Source organism: Pseudonocardia sp. ICBG1034 (genome assembly GCF_020131375.1).
Lineage (GTDB): Bacteria > Actinomycetota > Actinomycetes > Mycobacteriales > Pseudonocardiaceae > Pseudonocardia > Pseudonocardia alni.
This window is the reverse complement of the sequence record NZ_JAHLEK010000015.1, coordinates 1,128,706-1,147,081: the sequence shown is the minus strand read 5'-3', so window position 1 is coordinate 1,147,081 and position 18,376 is coordinate 1,128,706. Positions and strand designations below refer to the sequence as shown.

15 protein-coding genes are annotated in these 18,376 nt (G+C 73.4%); 5 read left to right on the top strand and 10 right to left on the bottom strand.

Annotation, left to right across the window (positions count from 1 at the left end):
* The first annotated feature begins 161 nt into the window (after positions 1 to 161).
* Both KPF22_RS07100 and KPF22_RS07095 read left to right on the top strand, forming a co-directional pair.
* Positions 162 to 941, top strand: coding sequence for a hypothetical protein (locus KPF22_RS07100; RefSeq protein ID WP_208820476.1), 780 nt, complete (start codon positions 162 to 164; stop codon positions 939 to 941).
* Positions 942 to 1,085: 144 nt separating this feature from the next.
* Positions 1,086 to 5,003, top strand: a complete 3,918-nt coding sequence (locus KPF22_RS07095; protein ID WP_224401522.1) for a multifunctional oxoglutarate decarboxylase/oxoglutarate dehydrogenase thiamine pyrophosphate-binding subunit/dihydrolipoyllysine-residue succinyltransferase subunit — start codon at positions 1,086 to 1,088, stop codon at positions 5,001 to 5,003.
* Positions 5,004 to 5,065: 62 nt separating this feature from the next.
* Here the strand turns inward: KPF22_RS07095 and KPF22_RS07090 are convergent, their stop codons facing one another.
* Both KPF22_RS07090 and KPF22_RS07085 read right to left on the bottom strand, forming a co-directional pair.
* Positions 5,066 to 5,518: a hypothetical protein gene (locus KPF22_RS07090; RefSeq protein ID WP_224401521.1), complete on the bottom strand. Its 453-nt coding sequence runs from the start codon at positions 5,516 to 5,518 to the stop codon at positions 5,066 to 5,068.
* Positions 5,519 to 5,573: 55 nt separating this feature from the next.
* Positions 5,574 to 6,788 carry a DUF418 domain-containing protein gene (locus tag KPF22_RS07085; RefSeq protein WP_224401520.1) on the bottom strand — a complete coding sequence of 405 codons (1,215 nt, stop codon included), beginning with the start codon at positions 6,786 to 6,788 and terminating at the stop codon, positions 5,574 to 5,576.
* Between the two features lie 87 nt (positions 6,789 to 6,875).
* Between KPF22_RS07085 and KPF22_RS07080 the strand changes: the two genes are divergently transcribed.
* Together KPF22_RS07080 and KPF22_RS07075 are read left to right on the top strand one after the other, a co-directional pair.
* Positions 6,876 to 7,052, top strand: a complete 177-nt coding sequence (locus tag KPF22_RS07080) for a DUF6104 family protein (RefSeq protein ID WP_020623156.1) — start codon at positions 6,876 to 6,878, stop codon at positions 7,050 to 7,052.
* A gap of 125 nt (positions 7,053 to 7,177) precedes the next feature.
* Positions 7,178 to 8,608, top strand: coding sequence for a CitMHS family transporter (locus KPF22_RS07075; RefSeq protein WP_208824143.1), 1,431 nt, complete (start codon positions 7,178 to 7,180; stop codon positions 8,606 to 8,608).
* Between the two features lie 183 nt (positions 8,609 to 8,791).
* Here KPF22_RS07075 and KPF22_RS07070 read toward each other — a convergent pair whose 3' ends face one another.
* The 3 genes from KPF22_RS07070 to KPF22_RS07060 are packed head-to-tail and all read right to left on the bottom strand — an operon-like array spanning position 8,792 to position 12,223.
* Entirely contained in the window at positions 8,792 to 9,154 is a 363-nt protein-coding gene (locus tag KPF22_RS07070; RefSeq protein WP_208824141.1) for a hypothetical protein, read from the bottom strand.
* A complete protein-coding gene (locus KPF22_RS07065) occupies positions 9,151 to 11,943 on the bottom strand; it encodes an FtsK/SpoIIIE domain-containing protein (RefSeq protein ID WP_208824139.1) in 2,793 nt (930 codons plus the stop codon). Before KPF22_RS07065 ends, KPF22_RS07070 begins: the two co-directional genes overlap by 4 nt.
* A 19-nt stretch (positions 11,944 to 11,962) precedes the next feature.
* Positions 11,963 to 12,223, bottom strand: coding sequence for a hypothetical protein (locus KPF22_RS07060; protein WP_020623160.1), 261 nt, complete (start codon positions 12,221 to 12,223; stop codon positions 11,963 to 11,965).
* 271 nt (positions 12,224 to 12,494) lie between these two features.
* Here KPF22_RS07060 and KPF22_RS07055 point away from each other — a divergent pair, with 271 nt between their 5' ends.
* A complete protein-coding gene (locus tag KPF22_RS07055) occupies positions 12,495 to 13,904 on the top strand; it encodes an Nramp family divalent metal transporter (protein ID WP_224401519.1) in 1,410 nt (469 codons plus the stop codon).
* A gap of 93 nt (positions 13,905 to 13,997) precedes the next feature.
* Here KPF22_RS07055 and KPF22_RS07050 read toward each other — a convergent pair whose 3' ends face one another.
* From KPF22_RS07050 to KPF22_RS07030, 5 genes are read right to left on the bottom strand one after another with little or no spacing between them, the layout of a single operon-like run.
* A complete protein-coding gene (locus KPF22_RS07050) occupies positions 13,998 to 14,798 on the bottom strand; it encodes an MOSC domain-containing protein (RefSeq protein ID WP_224401518.1) in 801 nt (266 codons plus the stop codon).
* Positions 14,798 to 15,733 (bottom strand): ABC transporter substrate-binding protein, encoded by a 936-nt coding sequence (locus KPF22_RS07045; protein ID WP_208824132.1) that lies wholly within the window; start codon positions 15,731 to 15,733, stop codon positions 14,798 to 14,800. Before KPF22_RS07045 ends, KPF22_RS07050 begins: the two co-directional genes overlap by 1 nt.
* A gap of 33 nt (positions 15,734 to 15,766) precedes the next feature.
* Positions 15,767 to 16,486, bottom strand: coding sequence for an ABC transporter permease (locus tag KPF22_RS07040; protein WP_224401517.1), 720 nt, complete (start codon positions 16,484 to 16,486; stop codon positions 15,767 to 15,769).
* Positions 16,483 to 17,136: an ABC transporter permease gene (locus KPF22_RS07035; RefSeq protein ID WP_224401516.1), complete on the bottom strand. Its 654-nt coding sequence runs from the start codon at positions 17,134 to 17,136 to the stop codon at positions 16,483 to 16,485. The genes KPF22_RS07040 and KPF22_RS07035 overlap by 4 nt, the downstream gene beginning before the upstream one ends.
* Before the next feature lie 7 nt (positions 17,137 to 17,143).
* Positions 17,144 to 18,226, bottom strand: coding sequence for an ABC transporter ATP-binding protein (locus KPF22_RS07030; RefSeq protein WP_208824125.1), 1,083 nt, complete (start codon positions 18,224 to 18,226; stop codon positions 17,144 to 17,146).
* Between the last annotated feature and the right edge of the window lie 150 nt (positions 18,227 to 18,376).

The following is an 18,376-nucleotide window of genomic DNA, read 5'->3' as shown; positions in this document are numbered from 1 at the left end:
GACCTGCGGCATTGCGCCGTTCGGCCCAGTACCGGGGGGTCGCGTCACGGCTCGTAGGCAGGGCGTAGAGAATGTGTGACGTCATCCACGGTTCACGGCGCCCCGGGCAACCCCTGCCGGGGCACCCGCGACAGGACTCGCGACATGACGAGGAGCCCGACTTGCTGGAGCTCGCCATCCGGACCTCCGACGAGCCGATCTCCCCCGGTCAGTACCGGCACACGGCGACGCACGCCTGGTGGATGGGGACCTGCTTCGCCCGCGACGAGCTCTGCGTCCACTACAGCGAGCACCTGCTCCAGCAGTGGACTCCGCTCGACCCGGCCCAGGACTGGCTGCTCGACCGCGAGCTGACCGGCCGCGTGCACTGGCTGTCCGGCGACGGCGCTGCCGCGATCGAGGAGGGCTTCGACATCGCCGACCAGTGGCCCACCGGCCGCTTCCGCGCCCCGCACGGCGACTTCTACGCCGCGCTCCACGGCCACCGGCCCGCCGCGAAGGTCGGCTCGTGGGCCAACCCCACCGAGGCGTTCCTCGCGGGCCTGCCCCGCGACCCGGCCGCGATGCTGGACCGGCTGATCGCCGACAGCCCGCCGGGCCGCGGCTACACCGGCCCGTTCCCCAGCGCGGTCGACGCGCTGCGGACCTGCCGCGTTCCCGCCGAGCTGCGCGCGGTGCTCTACGCCGCGCTGCGCCGGATGCCGGCCGTCTCCCTCGGCGAGACCGACAACCTCGACGGCGAGCGGCACCCCACCCTCGTCCACGACGACGGGCCGGTCCGCACCGAGCTGCTGATCTCCCCCGTCGACGGGCAGTACGCCGGCGAGCGCGACACCGTCCGCCGCCCGGCACGCGTCGGCCCGCCGGTCGGGACGGTCGTCGCCGAGTCGGCGACGCAGACCGCGGTGGTCGGCGTCCTCGGGTCCCCGCCCGGCTTCTGAATCGTGCCGCTCGCCGTCCGCGTGCGGTCGATCACGAAACGATCACGAAGTGGGACCCGGCACACTGCCCGGTCTCGCGCCGAGGGGACTAACCTGGTAGCCGGTCGCGACAAATCGAGCAGCTATCAAGGCGGTTGACGCAGAGTGTCATCGAGCAGTACCTCCCATCAGGCGAGCGACTTCGGTCCGAACGAGTGGCTCGTCGAGGAGATGTACCAGCGCTTCCAGGAGGACCCGTCGGCCGTGGACCCGGCCTGGCACGAGTTCTTCGCCGACTACGGCAAGGACGGTGAGAAGGCCTCCTCGTCGTCCGTCGGGACCGAGGAGCCGGCCGACACCTCCGCCGGCAACGGGTCCGCCCCGGCGGCCGCCTCGGGTGGGGTCACCCGAGGCGCGGCCACCGAGGACGACCAGGGCAGCGGGAGCGGCACGGGGACCGGCGCGGCCGGCTCCGGCGACGCCCCGGCCCAGAAGGCCGTGACGAACGGCGGGAAGGCCGGCGGCAAGGGCACCGCCACCTCCCGCGACGTCCCGCCGCCGGTCACCCCGAAGGCCGAGCCGCCGCCCGCCGAGGAGCGCCTGCGCACCGCGAGCGCACCGGCCCCGGCGTCGTCGAACGGGACACCGGCCAAGCCCGCCGCGGGCAGCGGCTCCAAGGCCGCGAAGCCGGCGCAGGACGGGGGTGGCGCGACCACCACCCCGCTGCGCGGTGCCGCGAACGCCATCGCCAAGAACATGACGTCGTCCCTCACGCTGCCGACCGCGACCAGCGTCCGTGCGGTCCCGGCCAAGCTGCTGGCCGACAACCGCATCGTCATCAACAACCACCTCAAGCGGACCCGCGGCGGGAAGCTGTCGTTCACCCACCTGATCGGCTACGCGCTGGTCCGGGCCCTGGCCGACTTCCCGAACCTGAACCGGCACTTCGTCGAGACCGACGGCAAGGCCTCGGTCGCGACGCCGGAGCACGTGAACCTCGGCCTGGCCATGGACATGGCGGGCAAGGACGGGAGCCGCACGCTGATCGTCGTGTCGATCAAGGGCTGCGAGAACCTGTCGTTCGCGCAGTTCTGGCAGTCCTACGAGGGCATGGTCCGCAAGGCCCGCGAGGGCAAGCTGACCGCCGAGGACTTCTCCGGCACCACGATCAGCCTCACCAACCCGGGCACGCTCGGCACCAACCACTCGGTGCCGCGACTGACCGTGGGCCAGGGCGCGATCGTCGGCGTCGGCGCGATGGAGTACCCGGCCGCGTTCCAGGGCGCCTCCGAGGAGCGCCTCGTCGAGCTCGGCATCTCCAAGATCATCACGCTGACCTCGACCTACGACCACCGGATCATCCAGGGCGCCGAGTCGGGCGACTTCCTGCGCCGGATCCACCAGCTGCTCCTCGGCGAGGACGGCTTCTACGACGACATCTTCGCCTCGCTGCGGGTGCCGTACGAGCCGGTCCGCTGGGTGCAGGACTTCCCCGAGGGCGAGGTCGACAAGACCGCCCGCGTGCTGGAGCTGATCGAGTCCTACCGGACCCGTGGCCACCTGATGGCCGACACGGACCCGCTGAACTACCGCCAGCGCCGGCACCCCGACCTCGACGTGCTCAGCCACGGCCTGACCCTGTGGGACCTCGACCGCGACTTCGCGGTCGGCGGGTTCGGCGGGCAGAGCCACATGAAGCTGCGCGACGTGCTCGGCCTGCTGCGCAACTCCTACTGCCGCACCATCGGCACGGAGTACATGCACATCGCCGACCCCGAGCAGCGCAAGTGGCTCGAGGAGCGCATCGAGGTCGCCCACGTCAAGCCGGACTCCTCGGAGCAGAAGTACATCCTGTCCCGGCTGAACGCGGCCGAGGCCTTCGAGACCTTCCTGCAGACCAAGTACGTCGGGCAGAAGCGGTTCTCGCTGGAGGGCGGCGAGACCGTCATCCCGCTGCTCGACGCCGTGCTGGACAAGGCCGCCGAGCGCGAGCTCGACGAGGTCGTCATCGGCATGCCGCACCGTGGCCGGCTCAACGTGCTGGCCAACATCGTCGGCAAGCCGATCAGCCAGATCTTCCGCGAGTTCGAGGGCAACCTCGACCCGGGCCAGGCACACGGCTCCGGCGACGTGAAGTACCACCTCGGTGCCGAGGGCAAGTACTTCCGCATGTTCGGCGACGGCGAGACCGCGGTCTCGCTGACCGCGAACCCGTCGCACCTGGAGGCCGTGGACCCGGTGCTGGAGGGCATCGTCCGCGCCAAGCAGGACCTGCTCGACAAGGGCGACGGCGGCTTCACCGTGCTGCCGGTGCTCATGCACGGCGACGCGGCGTTCGCCGGCCAGGGTGTCGTCGCCGAGACGCTGAACCTCGCGCTGCTGCGCGGGTACCGCACCGGCGGCACCGTGCACGTCGTCGTCAACAACCAGGTCGGCTTCACCACCGCGCCGGAGCACTCGCGCTCCTCGCAGTACTGCACCGACGTCGCGAAGATGATCGGCGCGCCGGTCTTCCACGTGAACGGCGACGACCCGGAGGCCTGCGTCTGGGTCGCCAAGCTGGCCGTGGAGTACCGCCAGCGCTGGAACAACGACGTCGTGATCGACATGATCTGCTACCGGCGCCGGGGCCACAACGAGGGCGACGACCCCTCGATGACCCAGCCGTCGATGTACGACATCATCGACGCCAAGCGCAGCGTCCGGAAGATCTACACCGAGTCGCTGATCGGCCGTGGTGACATCACCATGGAGGAGGCCGAGCAGGCGCTCAAGGACTTCTCCAACCAGCTCGAGCACGTCTTCAACGAGGTGCGCGAGCTCGAGAAGACCCCGCCGGTGATCTCGCCGTCGATCGAGTCCGAGCAGCTCGTCCCGTCCGACCTCGACACCTCGGTCCCGCTCGAGGTCGTCCACCGGATCGGCGACGTGCACGCCAACCTCCCCGAGGGGTTCGCCGTGCACAAGCGGGTCGAGCCCGTGCTGCGCAAGCGCGAGAAGATGTCCCGCGAGGGCGACGTCGACTGGGCCTTCGCCGAGCTGCTCGCCATCGGCTCGCTGGCGATGGACGGCCGGCTGGTCCGGCTGTCCGGTCAGGACTCGCGTCGCGGCACCTTCGTGCAGCGGCACTCGGTCCTGATCGACCGGCACACCGGTGCGGAGTACTTCCCGCTGCGCAACCTGGCCGAGGGGCAGGGCCGGTTCCTGCCCTACGACTCGGCGCTCTCGGAGTTCGCCGCGGTCGGCTTCGAGTACGGCTACTCGGTCGCCAACTCCGACGCGCTCGTCATGTGGGAGGGCCAGTTCGGCGACTTCGTCAATGGCGCCCAGTCGATCATCGACGAGTTCATCTCCTCCGGTGAGGCCAAGTGGGGCCAGCTCTCCGACGTCGCGCTGCTGCTGCCGCACGGCCTGGAGGGCCAGGGCCCCGACCACAGCTCCGGGCGCATCGAGCGCTTCCTGCAGCTGTGCGCCGAGGGCTCGATGACCGTCGCGCTGCCGTCGGACCCGGCGAACTACTTCCACCTGCTGCGCCAGCACACCCTCGACGGGGTGCGCCGGCCGCTGGTGGTGTTCACGCCGAAGTGGATGCTGCGCGCCAAGCAGGTCGTCAGCCCGCTGTCCGACTTCACCGAGGGCCGGTTCCGCCCGGTCATCGACGACCCGGAGCACGCCGGCAAGGGCGACACCGTCTCCGGTGTGAAGCGGGTGCTGTTCTGCTCCGGCAAGATCTACTGGGAGCTGGCCGCGGCCCGCGACAAGCGCCGCAAGAACGGCGACACCACGGTGGACGAGGCCGCGCTGGTCCGCGTCGAGCGGCTCTACCCGATGCCGGCCGAGGAGATCGCCGCCGTCCTCGAGCGCTACCCCGAGGCCGCCGGTGACGTCCGCTGGGTCCAGGAGGAGCCGGCCAACCAGGGCTCGTGGCCGTACTACGGCCTGGAGCTGCCGCAGAAGCTGCCCCAGCTGCAGGGCAGCTTCACCCGGGTGTCCCGGCGCCGGATGGCGGCCCCGGCCGCCGGCTCGTCGAAGGTGCACGAGGTCGAGCAGGCCGAGCTGATCGACAAGGCATTCGCCCGGTAACACCACGCACGACGACGGCCCGGTCGGGGATCTCCCCGGCCGGGCCGTCCGTGTCCCACGGGTCAGGAGCGGCGCAGCGCCCCGGCGACGACCGCGGCGCCGGTCACGACCGGCACGGCCCACTCCGCCACCCGGATCCGGCGGCGCAGCGCGGCATCCGGGCCCTCCGGCGTCGCGGCGCGGCGGCCCAGCGCCCCGGCCCAGGCGCTCGCGGCGAGCGCGGCACCGGTCAGCGCGGTCCGGGTCGCCGCCGCGGCCGCGACGCCCGGCTCGCGCCGGCGGACCGCGTCGCGCGCCAGCAGGCCCGCCCCGCCCAGCAGGTGCGCCGCCGTCGCGGCGGTGCCGATCCGGCCCCACCCGCCCCAGCCCGCGCCGGCGAGCCGTTCGCGCTCGGCCGGGTCGCCGACCGCGTCCAGTGCGCCGTTGAGGCCGGTGACGCCCATCAGCGAGCCGCCGAACCAGGCGGCCAGGCCGACGTCGTGCAGGGTGCGGGCCACGGGAGGGGTGAGTGCCATGAGAACTCCGGATCGGGGGGGACGGCGGGGCCGCGGGCGCGGCGGTCCGTCGACGCTACCGAGCGCTCCGCGGCGACGGCCCGTAGGTCAGGCGGCGCAGCAGCGTCTCGGCGGGCCCCCGCACGCCGGCCCGGTCGAGCCGGTACGCGACGACGACGGTCAGCAGCCACACCCCGACCGCGACCAGCGACGCCGACCAGCCCGACAGGTGCGCGCCCAGCCCGAGGCCCCACGCGGTGAGCAGCGGCACGAACAGCAGCGACTGCGCCAGGTAGCCGCTCAGCGAGCGACGGCCGAGCGCGACCAGGGCCCGGACCGGCAGCGGCGCCGTCGGACGGGTTCCCAGCTGGTGCGCGACGAGGCCGAAGACCGCCGCGTAGCCGAGCGCGGCGAAGATCCCGGTGGCGATGTGCAGACCGGCGAACGCACCCGGGTCCGGCAGCGCGACGACGCCGACGTGCACGAGGGCCTGGGCCAGTCCGGCCGACCAGCCGACGGCGATGCCGACGACCGCCGTGCGGCGCAGCAGGGGCAGGTGCGCGCCCGGTTCCTCCAGCACCCGGTGCCGCGCGGCGAGCAGCCCGAGCAGCACCGCGGCGGGCATCACCAGTGTCACGAACGCCCCGGGGATCGCCGACACCCACAGCGCGAGCCGCAGCGGCAGCGTCGCGAACCAGCCCGGGGTGGCGAGGGCGAGCTGCTGCGCGGCGGCCGTCGGCGTCGCGCCACCCGTGAACTGCGCCAGCACGCCCGTCACCGCGGGGACGACCACGGCGAGACCGACCAGGACCCCGGCCCCGATCCGCAGGGTGCGGTCGCTGCGGTGCAGGAGCAGCGGCACCAGCACCAGGCCCAGGACGCCGTAGGTGCCGAGGATGTCGCCCTGCCACAGCAGGGCCGCGTGCAGCAGGCCGAGGGCGAGCAGCCACCAGTGCCGGGTGCGCAGCAGCCGCCGCGCCTGCGCGTCGGTGCCGCCGCCGGCGATCCGGCGGGCGTAGAGCTGCCCGATGCCGTAGGCGAACAGGAACCCGAACAGCGTCCAGGCGCGGCCGTCGACGGCGGTGATGGTCACGACCTGGGCGATCCGGTCGGCGGGCCCGCCGTCCGCGGCGTGGAGCAGCGTGGCCCCCAGCTCGGAGGTGTAGGCGAACCAGGGCGCGTGGGCCAGTGCGATCAGCAGCAGCATCGCGCCCCGGGCGAGGTCGGGGGCGAGCGCACGGTCGCTCACCGGGGTCGGGGCGACGGTCGCGGCGGGCGGCGCGGTGGACATGGGATCTCCTCACGGGGCGGTGGGAGACCCATCGGAAACGATGCCGTCGCGTCCGGGTCAAGCGGCGGCCGCCGTATCCTCGCCGGCATGTACTTCACCGACCGCGGCATCGAGGAGCTCGTCGACCGGCGCGGCGACGAGCAGGTCAGCGTCGAGTGGCTGGCCGACCGGCTCCGCGCCTTCGTCGACGCGAACCCGCAGTTCGAGACCGCCGTCGAGCGGCTGTCGAGCTTCCTCGCGCGCGACGACGCCGACGACGAGTAGCCCCGTGACCACAACGACCACAGGGCACGCAGCGACCACTACGTGGGCTGTGTCCGCAAGCGGGACCGGAGCCGGGCCCCGGACCTAGCGTTGCTCCTCGACACATCCGTCGAGGAGGAGCACCGATGCTCATCGTTCTCGGGTCCGCGATGATCGCGGTCTTCATGTACCTGATCCTGGCGAAGCGGCTCGCACCGACGCTGGCGCTGGTACTCGTCCCCCTGACCTTCGCCCTCGTGGCGACCGGCACCGGCCTGTCCGAACCGGGTGAGGACGGAGTCGTCGACTCGATCTCGTCGGCGTTCTCCGACTTCGCGCCGACGGCCGTGCTGCTGTTCTTCGCGATCATCTTCTTCGGCACGATGATCGACGTCGGGCTGTTCGACCCGCTCATCCGCTTCGTGCTGCGCACGGTGGACAACGACCCGGTGCGCCTGGTCGTGCTGACCGCGGTGCTCGCCGGTGTCGTCTCCCTCGACGGCGACGGCTCGACCACCTTCATCATCACGGTGTCCGCGCTGCTGCCGATCTACCTGCGGCTCGGGCTGAGCCCGGTGGTGCTGACCGTCGTCGCCAACCTCGCGAACGGCGTGCTCAACATCCTGCCCTGGGGCGGCCCCACGATCCGCGCCGCGACGGTGCTGAACGTGTCGCCCTCGGAGCTGTTCAACCCGATGGTTCCGGGCATGGTGGCCGGCATCGCCACCGTGCTGCTGTTGGCCTGGCAGCTGGGCCGTTCCGAGCGCAAGCGGCTGCTGGCCTCGGGCCGCACGCTGTCGGTCGTCGCCGACGAGATGGTGGCGGTGCGCGAGCCCGCCCTGGTCGGCGGGGGCACCCGCACCGACGGCCCGGCCACCGGTTCGGGCGGGGGCCCCGCCGACGGAGCCGATGCCGGGGACGCGCTGGAGGGCACGCTGGACCCGAACCGTCCGACGCTGCGGCCGAAGCTGATCTGGTTCAACCTCGGGCTCACCGTCGCGCTGCTGGTGCTGCTGGGCATGGACGTCCTGCCGCTGTCGCTGGTGTTCGTCGCGGCCGCCGCGATCGCCCTGGTCGTGAACTTCCCGAGGCCCGAGGACCAGCTCCGGGCGGTGACCTCGCACGCCACCTCGATCGTCGGCGTCGTGTCCATGGTGTTCGCCGCCGCGGTCCTGGTCGGGGTCCTGTCGGGCACCGGCATGGTGACGGCGATGGCGAACGGGATCGTCTCGGCCGTACCGCCGTCGGTCGGCTCCTGGTTCGCGGTGATCACCGGTGTGCTGAGCATGCCGCTGACGTTCTTCCTCACCAACGACGCGTTCTACTTCGGCATCCTGCCGATCCTCACCGAGGCCGCGGGCCACTACGGCATCGCCCCGGTGGAGATGGCCCGCGCCTCGATCATCGGCCAACCGGTGCACATGACCAGCCCGCTGGTCCCGGCGCTGCTGCTGCTCGTCTCGCTCGCGAAGGTCAACCTGGCCGACCACCACCGCAGGGTGATCTGGCGGGCCGCGCTCTGCTCGCTGGTGATGCTCGGGGTCGCGCTGCTGCTGGGCGTCGTCCCGCTGGGCTGACCGCCCGCCCACGATCCGGTGCCGCACACGCGGTACGCCGGGGAGGGGCGGACGGCGACCACCGGCCCCGGACCCCCGGCACGACCGTCGAGATGCAGCTCGGGGCTGCCCGCCACCCGCGGGGCCGGCCCCGGGCTGCATCTCGGCGTATCCGGCCCGGCGGGTGCGGCGTGCGGAGCGGGGTCAGTCGTCGTCGCGGCGCAGGCGGAACAGCCGCCGGTCGCCCGAGGAGCGCAGCTCGCGCAGGGCCTCGTCGGCGGCCTCCTCCAGCGCGGCGTGCTCATCGGGGTCGGCCCGCGGGTCGGGTCGCGGCCGGGGCCGCCCCGGCTCCTCGGCCGACCACATCAGCTGCAACGCCGCCTCCCAGCGGAGCTCGAACATGCCGCGGGCCAGCGTGAGCCGGTCCGCGGCGTCGCGCAGCTCCCGCTCGGTTCCGCGCAGCTCACGGCGCAGCTCCTCGGCCCGCCGGGCGTCGCGTTCCCGCAGGTCGACGACGGCGCCGGCCAGCTCCGCCACGACCGCGCGGTAGCGCTCCACGGCACTCACACCCCACCTCCGGCGACGGTGTCCGGGCCGCCCCCGCCCGCGTCGGTCAGAATGACCAGCTGCGGGCGGCCGTGCCGGGAGCGGTCGAGGAACAGCGCGCGCCCGGGCGTCGGCGTCCAGTCCAGCGGCTGTCCACCCAGCAGCGGCACCAGGTCGGTGCCCTGCACGCCGGTCGCCACCCAGGCGCCCAGGTCGTCGATCGCCGCACCCGGCGGGGCCAGCAGCGTCTTCAGCCGCTGCGCGCCCTGCCACCAGCCCAGCACGTGCACCCCGACCCCGGGCCCGTGGCGCAGCAGCGCCCGCAGGTCCTCGGTGCCGGTGCGGTCCAGCATCGACTCCGCCGCGTCGGCGCCGAACACCACGACCAGCAACGACGCATGTCCCCCACCGCCGCCCGACGCGGCCCGGGCGCGGACCGTCGCCGCCAGCTCGGCGACGCGGGCGGCGAACCCGTCGGCGGACACCTTCTCCACCGTGCCGGGCAGGTCCGGGGCGAGCGCGCCCGCGGCCGCCGCCGCGTCCGGGGCCAGCGGCACGAGCAGGACCTGCGCGCCGGCCGGGTCGGGCAGCGACGCCGCCACCGAGCGGACGGCCGAGCACAGCAGCGGGACCGCGACACGGGCGTCGGGACCGATCACCCCGAGGTTGCGGCCTGGGCCGTCGGACAGCTCGGCGGCCGCGGGGCTGCCGTGCACGTCGACGAACTGCCCGACCAGCGCGCGGGGCACGCCGTCGGCGGGCAGCCGGGCGGCCAGTGCGTCGTGGGAGGGGGCGCGGGCGCCGTCGAAGACGACCGGCTCCGGGGTGTCGGGGAAGTCGGTGAACGCGGTGACCTGGACGTCGCGGACCACCGGGCCGCCCGCCTCGGGCAGCCGGACCACGTGGTTGCCGTGCGCGACGCCCGAGTCGTGGTTCACGATCGCGTGCCAGCGCGGGAGCGCCAGCGCGGCCTCGTTGTCCTGGGCGAGGATCCGCCGCGCGCGGGGCAGCGCGATCCGAAGCACGAACTGCTCGAAGATCGCCGAGCGGCCCCACAGCGCGTCGATGCCGGAGACGTCCTGGCTGGCCAGGACCAGGTGCACCCCCTGCGAGCGGCCGCGCCGGGCGACGTCCTCCAGCAGCGCGGTCGCCTCGGCGCTGACGGCGTCGCGACCGGTGAACAGGAACTGGAACTCGTCGATGACGGCGACGATCCGCGGCAGCCGCAGGTCGGGACGTTCCACCCGGAGCTCGGCCAGCTTGGTCGCGCCGTGCCGGCGGGCGGCCTCGGCGCGGCTGCGCATGACCTCGGACAGGTGGCGCAGCAGTGCCAGCCCGAACTCCCGGTCGGTGTTGATGTTGACGCCGATCAGCCGGGCCTGCGGGAGCCGGTCGGTGCGGTGGCCCTCCGGGTCCGGGGCGAACGGGGTGAACGACACCCCCTCCTTGAAGTCGAGCAGGTACAGCTCGACCTCGTCCGGGCCGTAGTGCGCGGCGAGACCGGCGATCCAGGCCAGCAGCAGGTTCGTCTTGCCCGACCCGCTGGGCCCACCGACGAGCGCGTGCGGGGAGTGGTCGTCGAGGCTCAGCTCGGCGGGGATGCCGTCCTCGTGCCCGACGACGACCTTGAGCCCGTCGTGCGAGCGGCCCTCGCCGCGCCGCCGGGGCAGCATGTCCTTGAACGCGCCCAGCCGTCCGCGCCACTGCTCGTGCCCGGCGGCGATCGCCTCGCACACCGCGGTGACGTCGTCGGCCGGTACCGGCGGGTCCGGCTCGACGAGCACGTGCGGCCCGGTCACCGAGGTCCGCACCGGGACCGGCAGCCGGTCGTCGGCCGGGTCGACGCCCGGCGGGTCCCCGAAGTCGACGGTCTCCACCGGACGCGGCAGGGCCGCCGGGACGTCGAGCAGCACGAGCTGCACCCCGGCCGCGACACCACCGCGCGCCACCCGCTGCAGCTGGCGCAGCTCGGCCTCGGGCAGCTCGCGGCCGTTGCCGACGAGCACCGCCACCAGCCACGCCTCGGGCCGCTCCCCCGTGCGGTCGGCGAGCTCGCGCAGCGAGGTGGCGCCGTCGGCGAGCACCCGGGTCTGCACCCGGCGGATCCGGTCCGCGAGCTGGTCCAGCAGCCGCCCCAGCCGAGTCGGGTCGTGCACGGTCAGCAGCCCGGTGCGGGTCAGCGGGTACAGACCCGGCAGGGCGCCTGCGAGCTGGCCGACGTCCCAGACGTGCACGTTCACCGCGCCGGGCCGGAAGTACCGCACGGTGCGCAGGACCAGCTGCTCGACCATCGCCTCGGCCCGGTCGCGGGAGCGCGGCGTCGACACCACCTGCAGGTGGGCGCCGTCGAGCAGCGGGACCGCGACCCGGAACGGGGCACCGCCCTCCACCGAGCCGGTGCCCAGCACCCACATCTCCGGGACCGGGCCGGTCGGCTCGACGGCGCCCGCGACCGGCCTCCAGTCCGCCGGGGCGTCCCCGGCGGCGCCGGGGGTGGCGTCGGCGACGATCTCCGACAGCGTCTGCGGCGAGTCGCCCTGCCAGCGGTCGAACACGTGCGCCCGGTCCTCGGCGACCCGGGCGAGGACGCCCGCGAGCCGCGGGTTGCCGAGCACCCGGGCCAGCCCCGGGTCGCGGCGCGCGGCGTCGTGCCCGGTCTCACGCAGCCACAGCTCCGCCATGACCTCGGCGTGCCGGGCCGCGGCCCGGTCGCGGCGGCCCTCCGCGGCACCCAGGGCCCGCGACGCCGCCCGGTGGAACCCGTCGAAGGCGGACCGGATCCGCTCGCGACGGTTCGGACGACGTGCCATCAGGGGCGGGCGGGCGCGGTCAGAGCCGCGAGGCGACGTCGTCGGCGGACTGCATGGCGATGTGCAGGGCCTGCTCGACCTCGTCGATCTTCTCCGACGCCGCGGCGAAGCGGGCGCGGGCGTCGTCGGCGTCGTTCTGGGCGGTGCCGTAGATGTTCTGCGAGAACGCGGCGCCGGCCTCCTCGATGGCCTGGCGGGCGTGCCGCAGCGCGCCGAGGCTCTCGGTGGCCTGCTGGTTGGCCCGCCCGATCCCGGCCCGGATCTCGTCGATGTTCGCCATGCCCACCCTCCGTGCGTGCGCGTGCGGCGACCGTGACCCGGCCGACGCCGCGGCCAATCTATCGGCCGGTCCCGGTACCCGTTCATGGTGCGCCGGGCGTGCACCGCCTGCAACGGCGGGTGCGCCGTGCGTCGTAGCCCGTCGCCGCGATCGGGGGGTCCGATACGTCCGTTCGTGACCCTTCCGCGCTGGAATGCACCGCCCCGCTCGCCTAGCGTGCTCGGCGAACCAGCGCGACCCCCCCACGACGCCGTGATCGGAGACTGTGACGATGGCCTCCCCCGGTCCGCAGACGGACTTCCTCGAACCCCCCACCGGCGCGCGGAAGATCCGCTCGATCGGGCCGGGCCTGCTCGCCGCGGCGACCGGCGTCGGCGCGGGCGACCTCGTCGCGACGATGGTGGCGGGGGCGTCGTTCGGGACGGTGCTGCTGTGGGCCGCCGTCGTCGGGACCCTGGTCAAGCTCGCGCTCGGCGAGGCCGTCGGTCGTTGGCACCTCGGTTCCGGCGCGACCATGCTCGACGGCTGGCGGCGGCTGGGCTACTGGGCGACGGGCTTCTTCGGCGTCTACATCGTGGTGTGGGGCTTCGTCTACGGCGCCACCGCGATGTCGGCGGTCGGCCTGCCGCTGAACGCGCTGTTCGGCGGGCTGCCGGTCGGCGGATGGGCGGCGATCGCCGGCGTCGTCGGGCTGGTGCTGGTCTGGGTGCAGCGTTACCACGCGTTCGAGAAGTTCATGACGGTGCTCGTGCTGATCAAGTTCGCGACGGTCGTGTTCGTCGCGATCCTGGTCGGCCCGGACCTGCCCGCGCTGGCGAACGGCCTGGTCCCCCGGCTGCCCGAGGGGTCCACGGTCTACGTCCTCGGCCTGATCGGCGGCGTCGGCGGGACGATCACCATGGCCGCGTACGGCTACTGGCTGTTCGCGAAGGGCTGGAAGGGCCCGAAGTGGCTGTCGATGATGCGGCTGGACAACGCGACCGGCTACATCATGACCGGCATCTTCGTGGTCTCGATGCTCGTCGTCGGGTCCACGATCCTGCTCGGTGAGAATCTCACCGAGTCCGACAGCGGGCTGCTCACCCTCGCCGACCGGCTCGGCGCCCTCTACGGCGAGCCGGTGCGGATCCTGTTCCTGGTCGGCTTCCTGTCGGTCACCTTCACCTCGCTGCTGGGTGTGTGGAACGGCGTGTCGCTGCTGTTCACCGACTGGGTGCGGGCGATCCGGCTGCCGCACGGCGCGAAGGCCGCGATCGGCCCGGACGTCGAGAACGCCGTCGTCGCCGGGGAGGAGCGCACCGCCGCCGGGGGCGCCGGGAGTACGGCCGTCGGGGGCACGGCCGCTGCCGGGGACGAGCGCGGCGACGGACCCGGGCGGCCGGGCGCCTACGAGGCGGCACGCGCCGAGCGTTCGCTGCCCTTCCGCGGGTACCTGCTGTGGCTGACGTTCCCGCCGATGGCGCTGCTGCTGATCGGGCGGCCGTTCGCGCTGACCCTGGTCTACGGGGTGCTGGGCTCGTTCTTCATGCCGTTCCTGGCGGTGACGCTGCTCCTGCTGCTGAACACCTCGATGGTGGCCCGCGAGGCGCGCTCGCGCTGGCTGTCCAACGCGGTCCTGGGGATCTCCTCGGTGCTGTTCGCGGTCCTGCTGGTCACCGACGTGTACTCGCGCCTGACCTGACCCTCCGCGGCGCCCGCAGCTCCCTGCCTCCTCGCACGAACGGGCCCCTCGTACGACAGGTTCGTACGAGGGGCCCGTTCGTGCGCCCGGGGGTCAGGTCACGTCGAGCGGGTCGCCGACGCGCACGGTGCCGGTGCGCTCGACGCGGGCGTACAGGCCCGCGCAGGGCAGCACCCCGAAGCCGTCGACCTCGACGCGGTTGCGGTCGGCCGGCCCGCGCAGGGCGTGCGGGGCGCGGGGCAGGTCGCCGTGCTCCAGCGTCGGCACGGAGCAGCGCGGGGTCGGCAGGGTCGGGACCAGCACGACCTCGCCCAGGGTGAGCCGGCGCCCGAGCCAGCCGTTCTCCACGAACGGCTCGGTACCCGGCGGCGTCGCGACGACGACGTTGGGCCGGTAGCGCAGCGCCTCGACACCGAGCGCGTCCAGCGTCGCGGTGGTGATCAGGTGCACCGGCGAGTGGTCGACGAACCGGCCACCGGGAGCGCCCTGGGCGATCTCCAGGGTCGGCGCGTCGACGTCCGCGTCCAGGCCGTGGGCCAGCACGTCCTCGGGGTCCGGCCGCTCGACGACGGCGCCGTCGGCCCGTTGCCGAGCGACGACCACGGGCCGGCCGAGCAGCTCGGCGAGCGGCCCGGCGGCCTGCCCGGCGTCGACGGTGCGGCCGTCGGGCAGCGTGACCCGCACGTCGTCGCCGACGCCCGCGGAGGTGCACGTCAACAGGCGTCGCCAGTGCCGGGGCTGCTTGGCCGTCGCGACCCGGCCGGTGTCCGGGTCGGTCAGGGCGAGCGCCCGGTCGCCGACGACGCCGTGCGTGTCGAGATCGAGGGCGGCGAGGTCCTCCCCCAGCATCGACTTCACGGGGTAGCGGTGCAGTGACAGGACCTCGCCGGCCATCAGAGCAGGCCCTGTGCGGTCAGCCAGTTCTTCGCCACGGTGTCGACCGACGGCTTGTCCGGCGCGGCGGCGGCCTCGTTGAGGCCGAGCAGCTCCTGCGTGGTCAGCTTCGCCGAGACCGCGTTCAGGATCTCGGTGACCTGCGGGGTCGCCTTCTCCTTGTTGATCAGCGGTACGACGTTCTGCGCGGCGAAGTTGTTCTGCGGGTCGGTGAGGACCACGAAGTCGTTCTCCGGGATCGCCGCGTCGGTGGTGAACAGGTCCGCGGCCTGCACGTCGCCGTTCTTGAGCGCCGCGACGGTCAGCGGGCCGCCGGCGTCGAGCGAGCGGTAGGACTTGAACGAGCAGTTGTAGGTCTTCTGGATGCCGGGGATGCCGTCGGGACGGGTCTGGAACTCCGGCGGGCCGCCGAACACGAGCTCACCGCAGCGCGACGCGATGTCGGCGATCGAGGTCGCGTTCAGCCGCTGCGCGGTCTCCCTCGTGACGACGACGGCGTCCTTGTCCTCGGCCTCGGCCCGGTTCAGCACGGTCAGCGTCGGGGCCGCGGTGTTCAGCGTGGACTGCAGTGCGGTGTAGACCTCGTCCGGCTCGGTCTGCGCGGCGTTCTTGTCCAGGTACTGCAGCAACGTGCCGCTGTAGTCCGGGATGAGGTCGATCGAGCCGTCCTTGAGCGCCGGCACGTAGGCCTCGCGGGACCCGATCGGCGGTCGGGTCTCGACCGTGACGCCCTTGGCCTGCAGCGCCTGGGCGAACACCGAGGACAGGATCTGGCTCTCGGTGAAGTTCGCGGCGCCGACGACGACGGTGTTCTGGTCGCCCGAGCCGGACTGGCCGCCCCCGGCGAGGGGGTCGGAGCCCCCACCGCAGGCGGTCAGCGCGAACGCGGCGGTCACCGTCGCGGCGACGGCGGTCAGCAGACGGGTGCGTCTCATGGTGGGTGTCCTCTCGGGGACGTGCGGGGTGGGTCAGGCCGCTTCGCGGACGGGTTCGGGACGGGTGGGCACCGCGCGCAGCCGGCGCGGCGCGGTCCGGCCGGTGGCCTGCAGGCCGGGCGAGACGATCAGCTTCTGCAACCCGCCCAGGAGCAGGTCGGCGACGATCGCGAGCAGCGCGACCAGGATCGAGCCACCGATCATCATGCCGAAGTCGCGCTGGCCGAGGCCGTCGATGATGAACCGGCCGAGCCCGCCGAGCGAGACGTAGGCGGCGATGGTCGCGGTCGCGATGACCTGCAGGGTCGCGCTGCGCAGCCCGCCGATGATCAGCGGCAGCGCGTTGGGGAGCTCGACCTTCCACAGCACCTCGGGCCCGCGCATGCCCATCCCGGTGGCGGCGTCGACGACGGCCGGGTCGACGTTGCGGATGCCGGCGTAGGTGCCGGCGAGCACCGCGGGCACCGCCAGCACGATGAGGGTGATGATCGGGCCGACCAGCGACAGCCCGACCAGCGTGGTGATCAGCACCAGCAGGCCCAGGGTGGGCAGGGCGCGCAGCCCGTTCGCCAGGCCGACGACGAGGAAGCCGCCGCGGCCGGTGTGCCCGATCCAGGCGCCCAGGGGCACCGCGATCAGCACCGCGACCAGCAGGGTCAGCGCGGTGTAGCCGAGGTGTTCGGCGAGCCGGGCGAGGATGCCGGTCGGCCCCTCCCAGTTCGCCCCGTCGAACAGCCAGCCGAAGTAGGTCATGCCCCCGCCTTCCCGGTACGGGCCCGCTGCCAGGGGGTGAGCAGCCTGCCGCCGAGCAGCAGGGCCGAGTCGACGACGAGCGCGAGCAGCAGCACCAGCACGATGCCGGAGACGATCTGGGCGTCGTTGCTGCGGTTGAAGCCCTCGGTGAACAGCAGGCCGAGCCCGCCGAAGCCGATCACCGCACCCACCGTGACCAGGCTGATCGTGGACACCGCGGCGACCCGCAGGCCGGCCACGATCACCGGCACGGCGAGCGGCAGCTCGACGCCGACGAAGCGCCGGACCGGGGTGTAGCCCATCGCGTTCGCCGCGTCGACGACGTGGCCCGGCACCGCGGACAGCGCGTCGGACACGGTCCGCACGAGCAACGCGACGGTGTAGACCGTCAGCGCGACGACCACGTTGACCGGATCGAGGATCTGGGTGCCGAGCAGCGGCGGCATGAACACGAACAGCGCCAGCGACGGGACCGTGTAGAGCAGCCCGGCGGCGTTGGTCATGATCGTGCGCAGCGTCGCGTTGCGGTTGGCGACCCAGCCCAGCGGGATCGCGAACACCAGCCCGAGCAGCACCGGGATCAGGGCGTACACGACGTGCTCGGCGAGCGCGTCGAGCACGGAGTCGAGGTTGTCGAACACCCAGGTCACGGCGGCCTCAGGCGGCGTTGTGCGAGTCGCGGGCCGCGGGCAGCGCCTCGAGCACCGAGTCGGCGGTGACCGAGCCGGCGACCCGGCCGTCGGCGTCGACGGCGACGCCCTGACCGGACGGTGAGGACAGTGCCGCGTCCAGCGCGCCGCGCAGCGAGCCCGACTCCACGGCGTAGAGCGACCCGCCCGGGACGATGGCCTCCTCGGTCACCCGGCCCTCACCGGCCTCGACCCAGCCCAGCGGCCGCGCGGAGCCGTCGACGACGACCGACCAGCCGTCGTCGGGGAGGGGGTCGCCGACCGAGAGCACCGGCAGCGAGCCGAGCGGGATGGTGTCCGAGGACAGGAAGCCCAGGCCCCGGTAGCCGCGGTCGCGGCCGACGAAGTTGTCGACGAAACCGTCGACCGGGCGGGACAGCAGCACGCCCGGCTCGTCGTACTGGGCGAGCTTTCCACCGACCCGGAACACCGCGACCTTGTCGCCGAGCTTGATGGCCTCGTCGATGTCGTGGGTGACGAACACGATGGTCTTGCCGAGCTCGGACTGCAGGCGCAGCAGCTCCTCCTGCAGGCTCTCCCGGACGATCGGGTCCACCGCGGAGAACGGCTCGTCCATCAGCAGCACGGGCGGGTCGGCGGCGAGCGCGCGGGCCACGCCGACGCGCTGCTGCTGGCCGCCCGACAGCTGCGCCGGGTAGCGCCGGGCCATCGAGCTGTCGAGGCCGACGATCTCCATCAGCTCCATCGCCCGGTCCCGCGCGGCCTTCTTGCTGCTCCCGACGAGCATCGGCACGGTCGCGATGTTGTCGACGATCGTGCGGTGCGGGAACAGCCCGGCCTGCTGGATGACGTAGCCGATGCCCCGGCGCAGCTCGGCCGGATCGGCGGACAGCACGTCGCGCCCGTCGACGCGCAGCTCACCGCCGGTCGGCTCGATCATCCTGTTGATCATGCGGAGGGAGGTCGTCTTGCCGCAGCCGGACGGGCCCACGAAGACCGTGATCCGCCCCTGCTCCGCGACGAGGTCGAGCTCGTCGACCGCGACCGTCCCGTCCGGGAAGCGCTTCGTGACGCCCCGGAACTCGATCATCGGCGGTTCCCCCTGCCGTCGCGCGGGACCCCTGCTCCCCGCTTGGTCGCAGCACACTAACCCGGTCGTGCGCGACGGGCGAGCGGTCGACCGCAGGTCACCGGCACCCCGTCGCGCTTGACCTGCAGTCCGGTTCAGCACCGACGCTGC

Excerpts from the sequence above, each read along its gene's own strand:
- KPF22_RS07030 (WP_208824125.1), bottom strand. The coding sequence starts at position 18,226 with ATGATCGAGTTCCGGGGCGTCACGAAGCGCTTCCCGGACGGGACGGTC.
- KPF22_RS07055 (WP_224401519.1), top strand. The coding sequence starts at position 12,495 with ATGGCCTCCCCCGGTCCGCAGACGGACTTCCTCGAACCCCCCACCGGC.
- KPF22_RS07040 (WP_224401517.1), bottom strand. The coding sequence starts at position 16,486 with ATGACCTACTTCGGCTGGCTGTTCGACGGGGCGAACTGGGAGGGGCCG.
- KPF22_RS07080 (WP_020623156.1), top strand. The coding sequence starts at position 6,876 with ATGTACTTCACCGACCGCGGCATCGAGGAGCTCGTCGACCGGCGCGGC.
- KPF22_RS07075 (WP_208824143.1), top strand. The coding sequence starts at position 7,178 with ATGCTCATCGTTCTCGGGTCCGCGATGATCGCGGTCTTCATGTACCTG.
- KPF22_RS07045 (WP_208824132.1), bottom strand. The coding sequence starts at position 15,733 with ATGAGACGCACCCGTCTGCTGACCGCCGTCGCCGCGACGGTGACCGCC.
- KPF22_RS07060 (WP_020623160.1), bottom strand. The coding sequence starts at position 12,223 with ATGGCGAACATCGACGAGATCCGGGCCGGGATCGGGCGGGCCAACCAG.
- KPF22_RS07090 (WP_224401521.1), bottom strand. The coding sequence starts at position 5,518 with ATGGCACTCACCCCTCCCGTGGCCCGCACCCTGCACGACGTCGGCCTG.
- KPF22_RS07085 (WP_224401520.1), bottom strand. The coding sequence starts at position 6,788 with ATGTCCACCGCGCCGCCCGCCGCGACCGTCGCCCCGACCCCGGTGAGC.
- KPF22_RS07050 (WP_224401518.1), bottom strand. The coding sequence starts at position 14,798 with ATGGCCGGCGAGGTCCTGTCACTGCACCGCTACCCCGTGAAGTCGATG.
- KPF22_RS07065 (WP_208824139.1), bottom strand. The coding sequence starts at position 11,943 with ATGGCACGTCGTCCGAACCGTCGCGAGCGGATCCGGTCCGCCTTCGAC.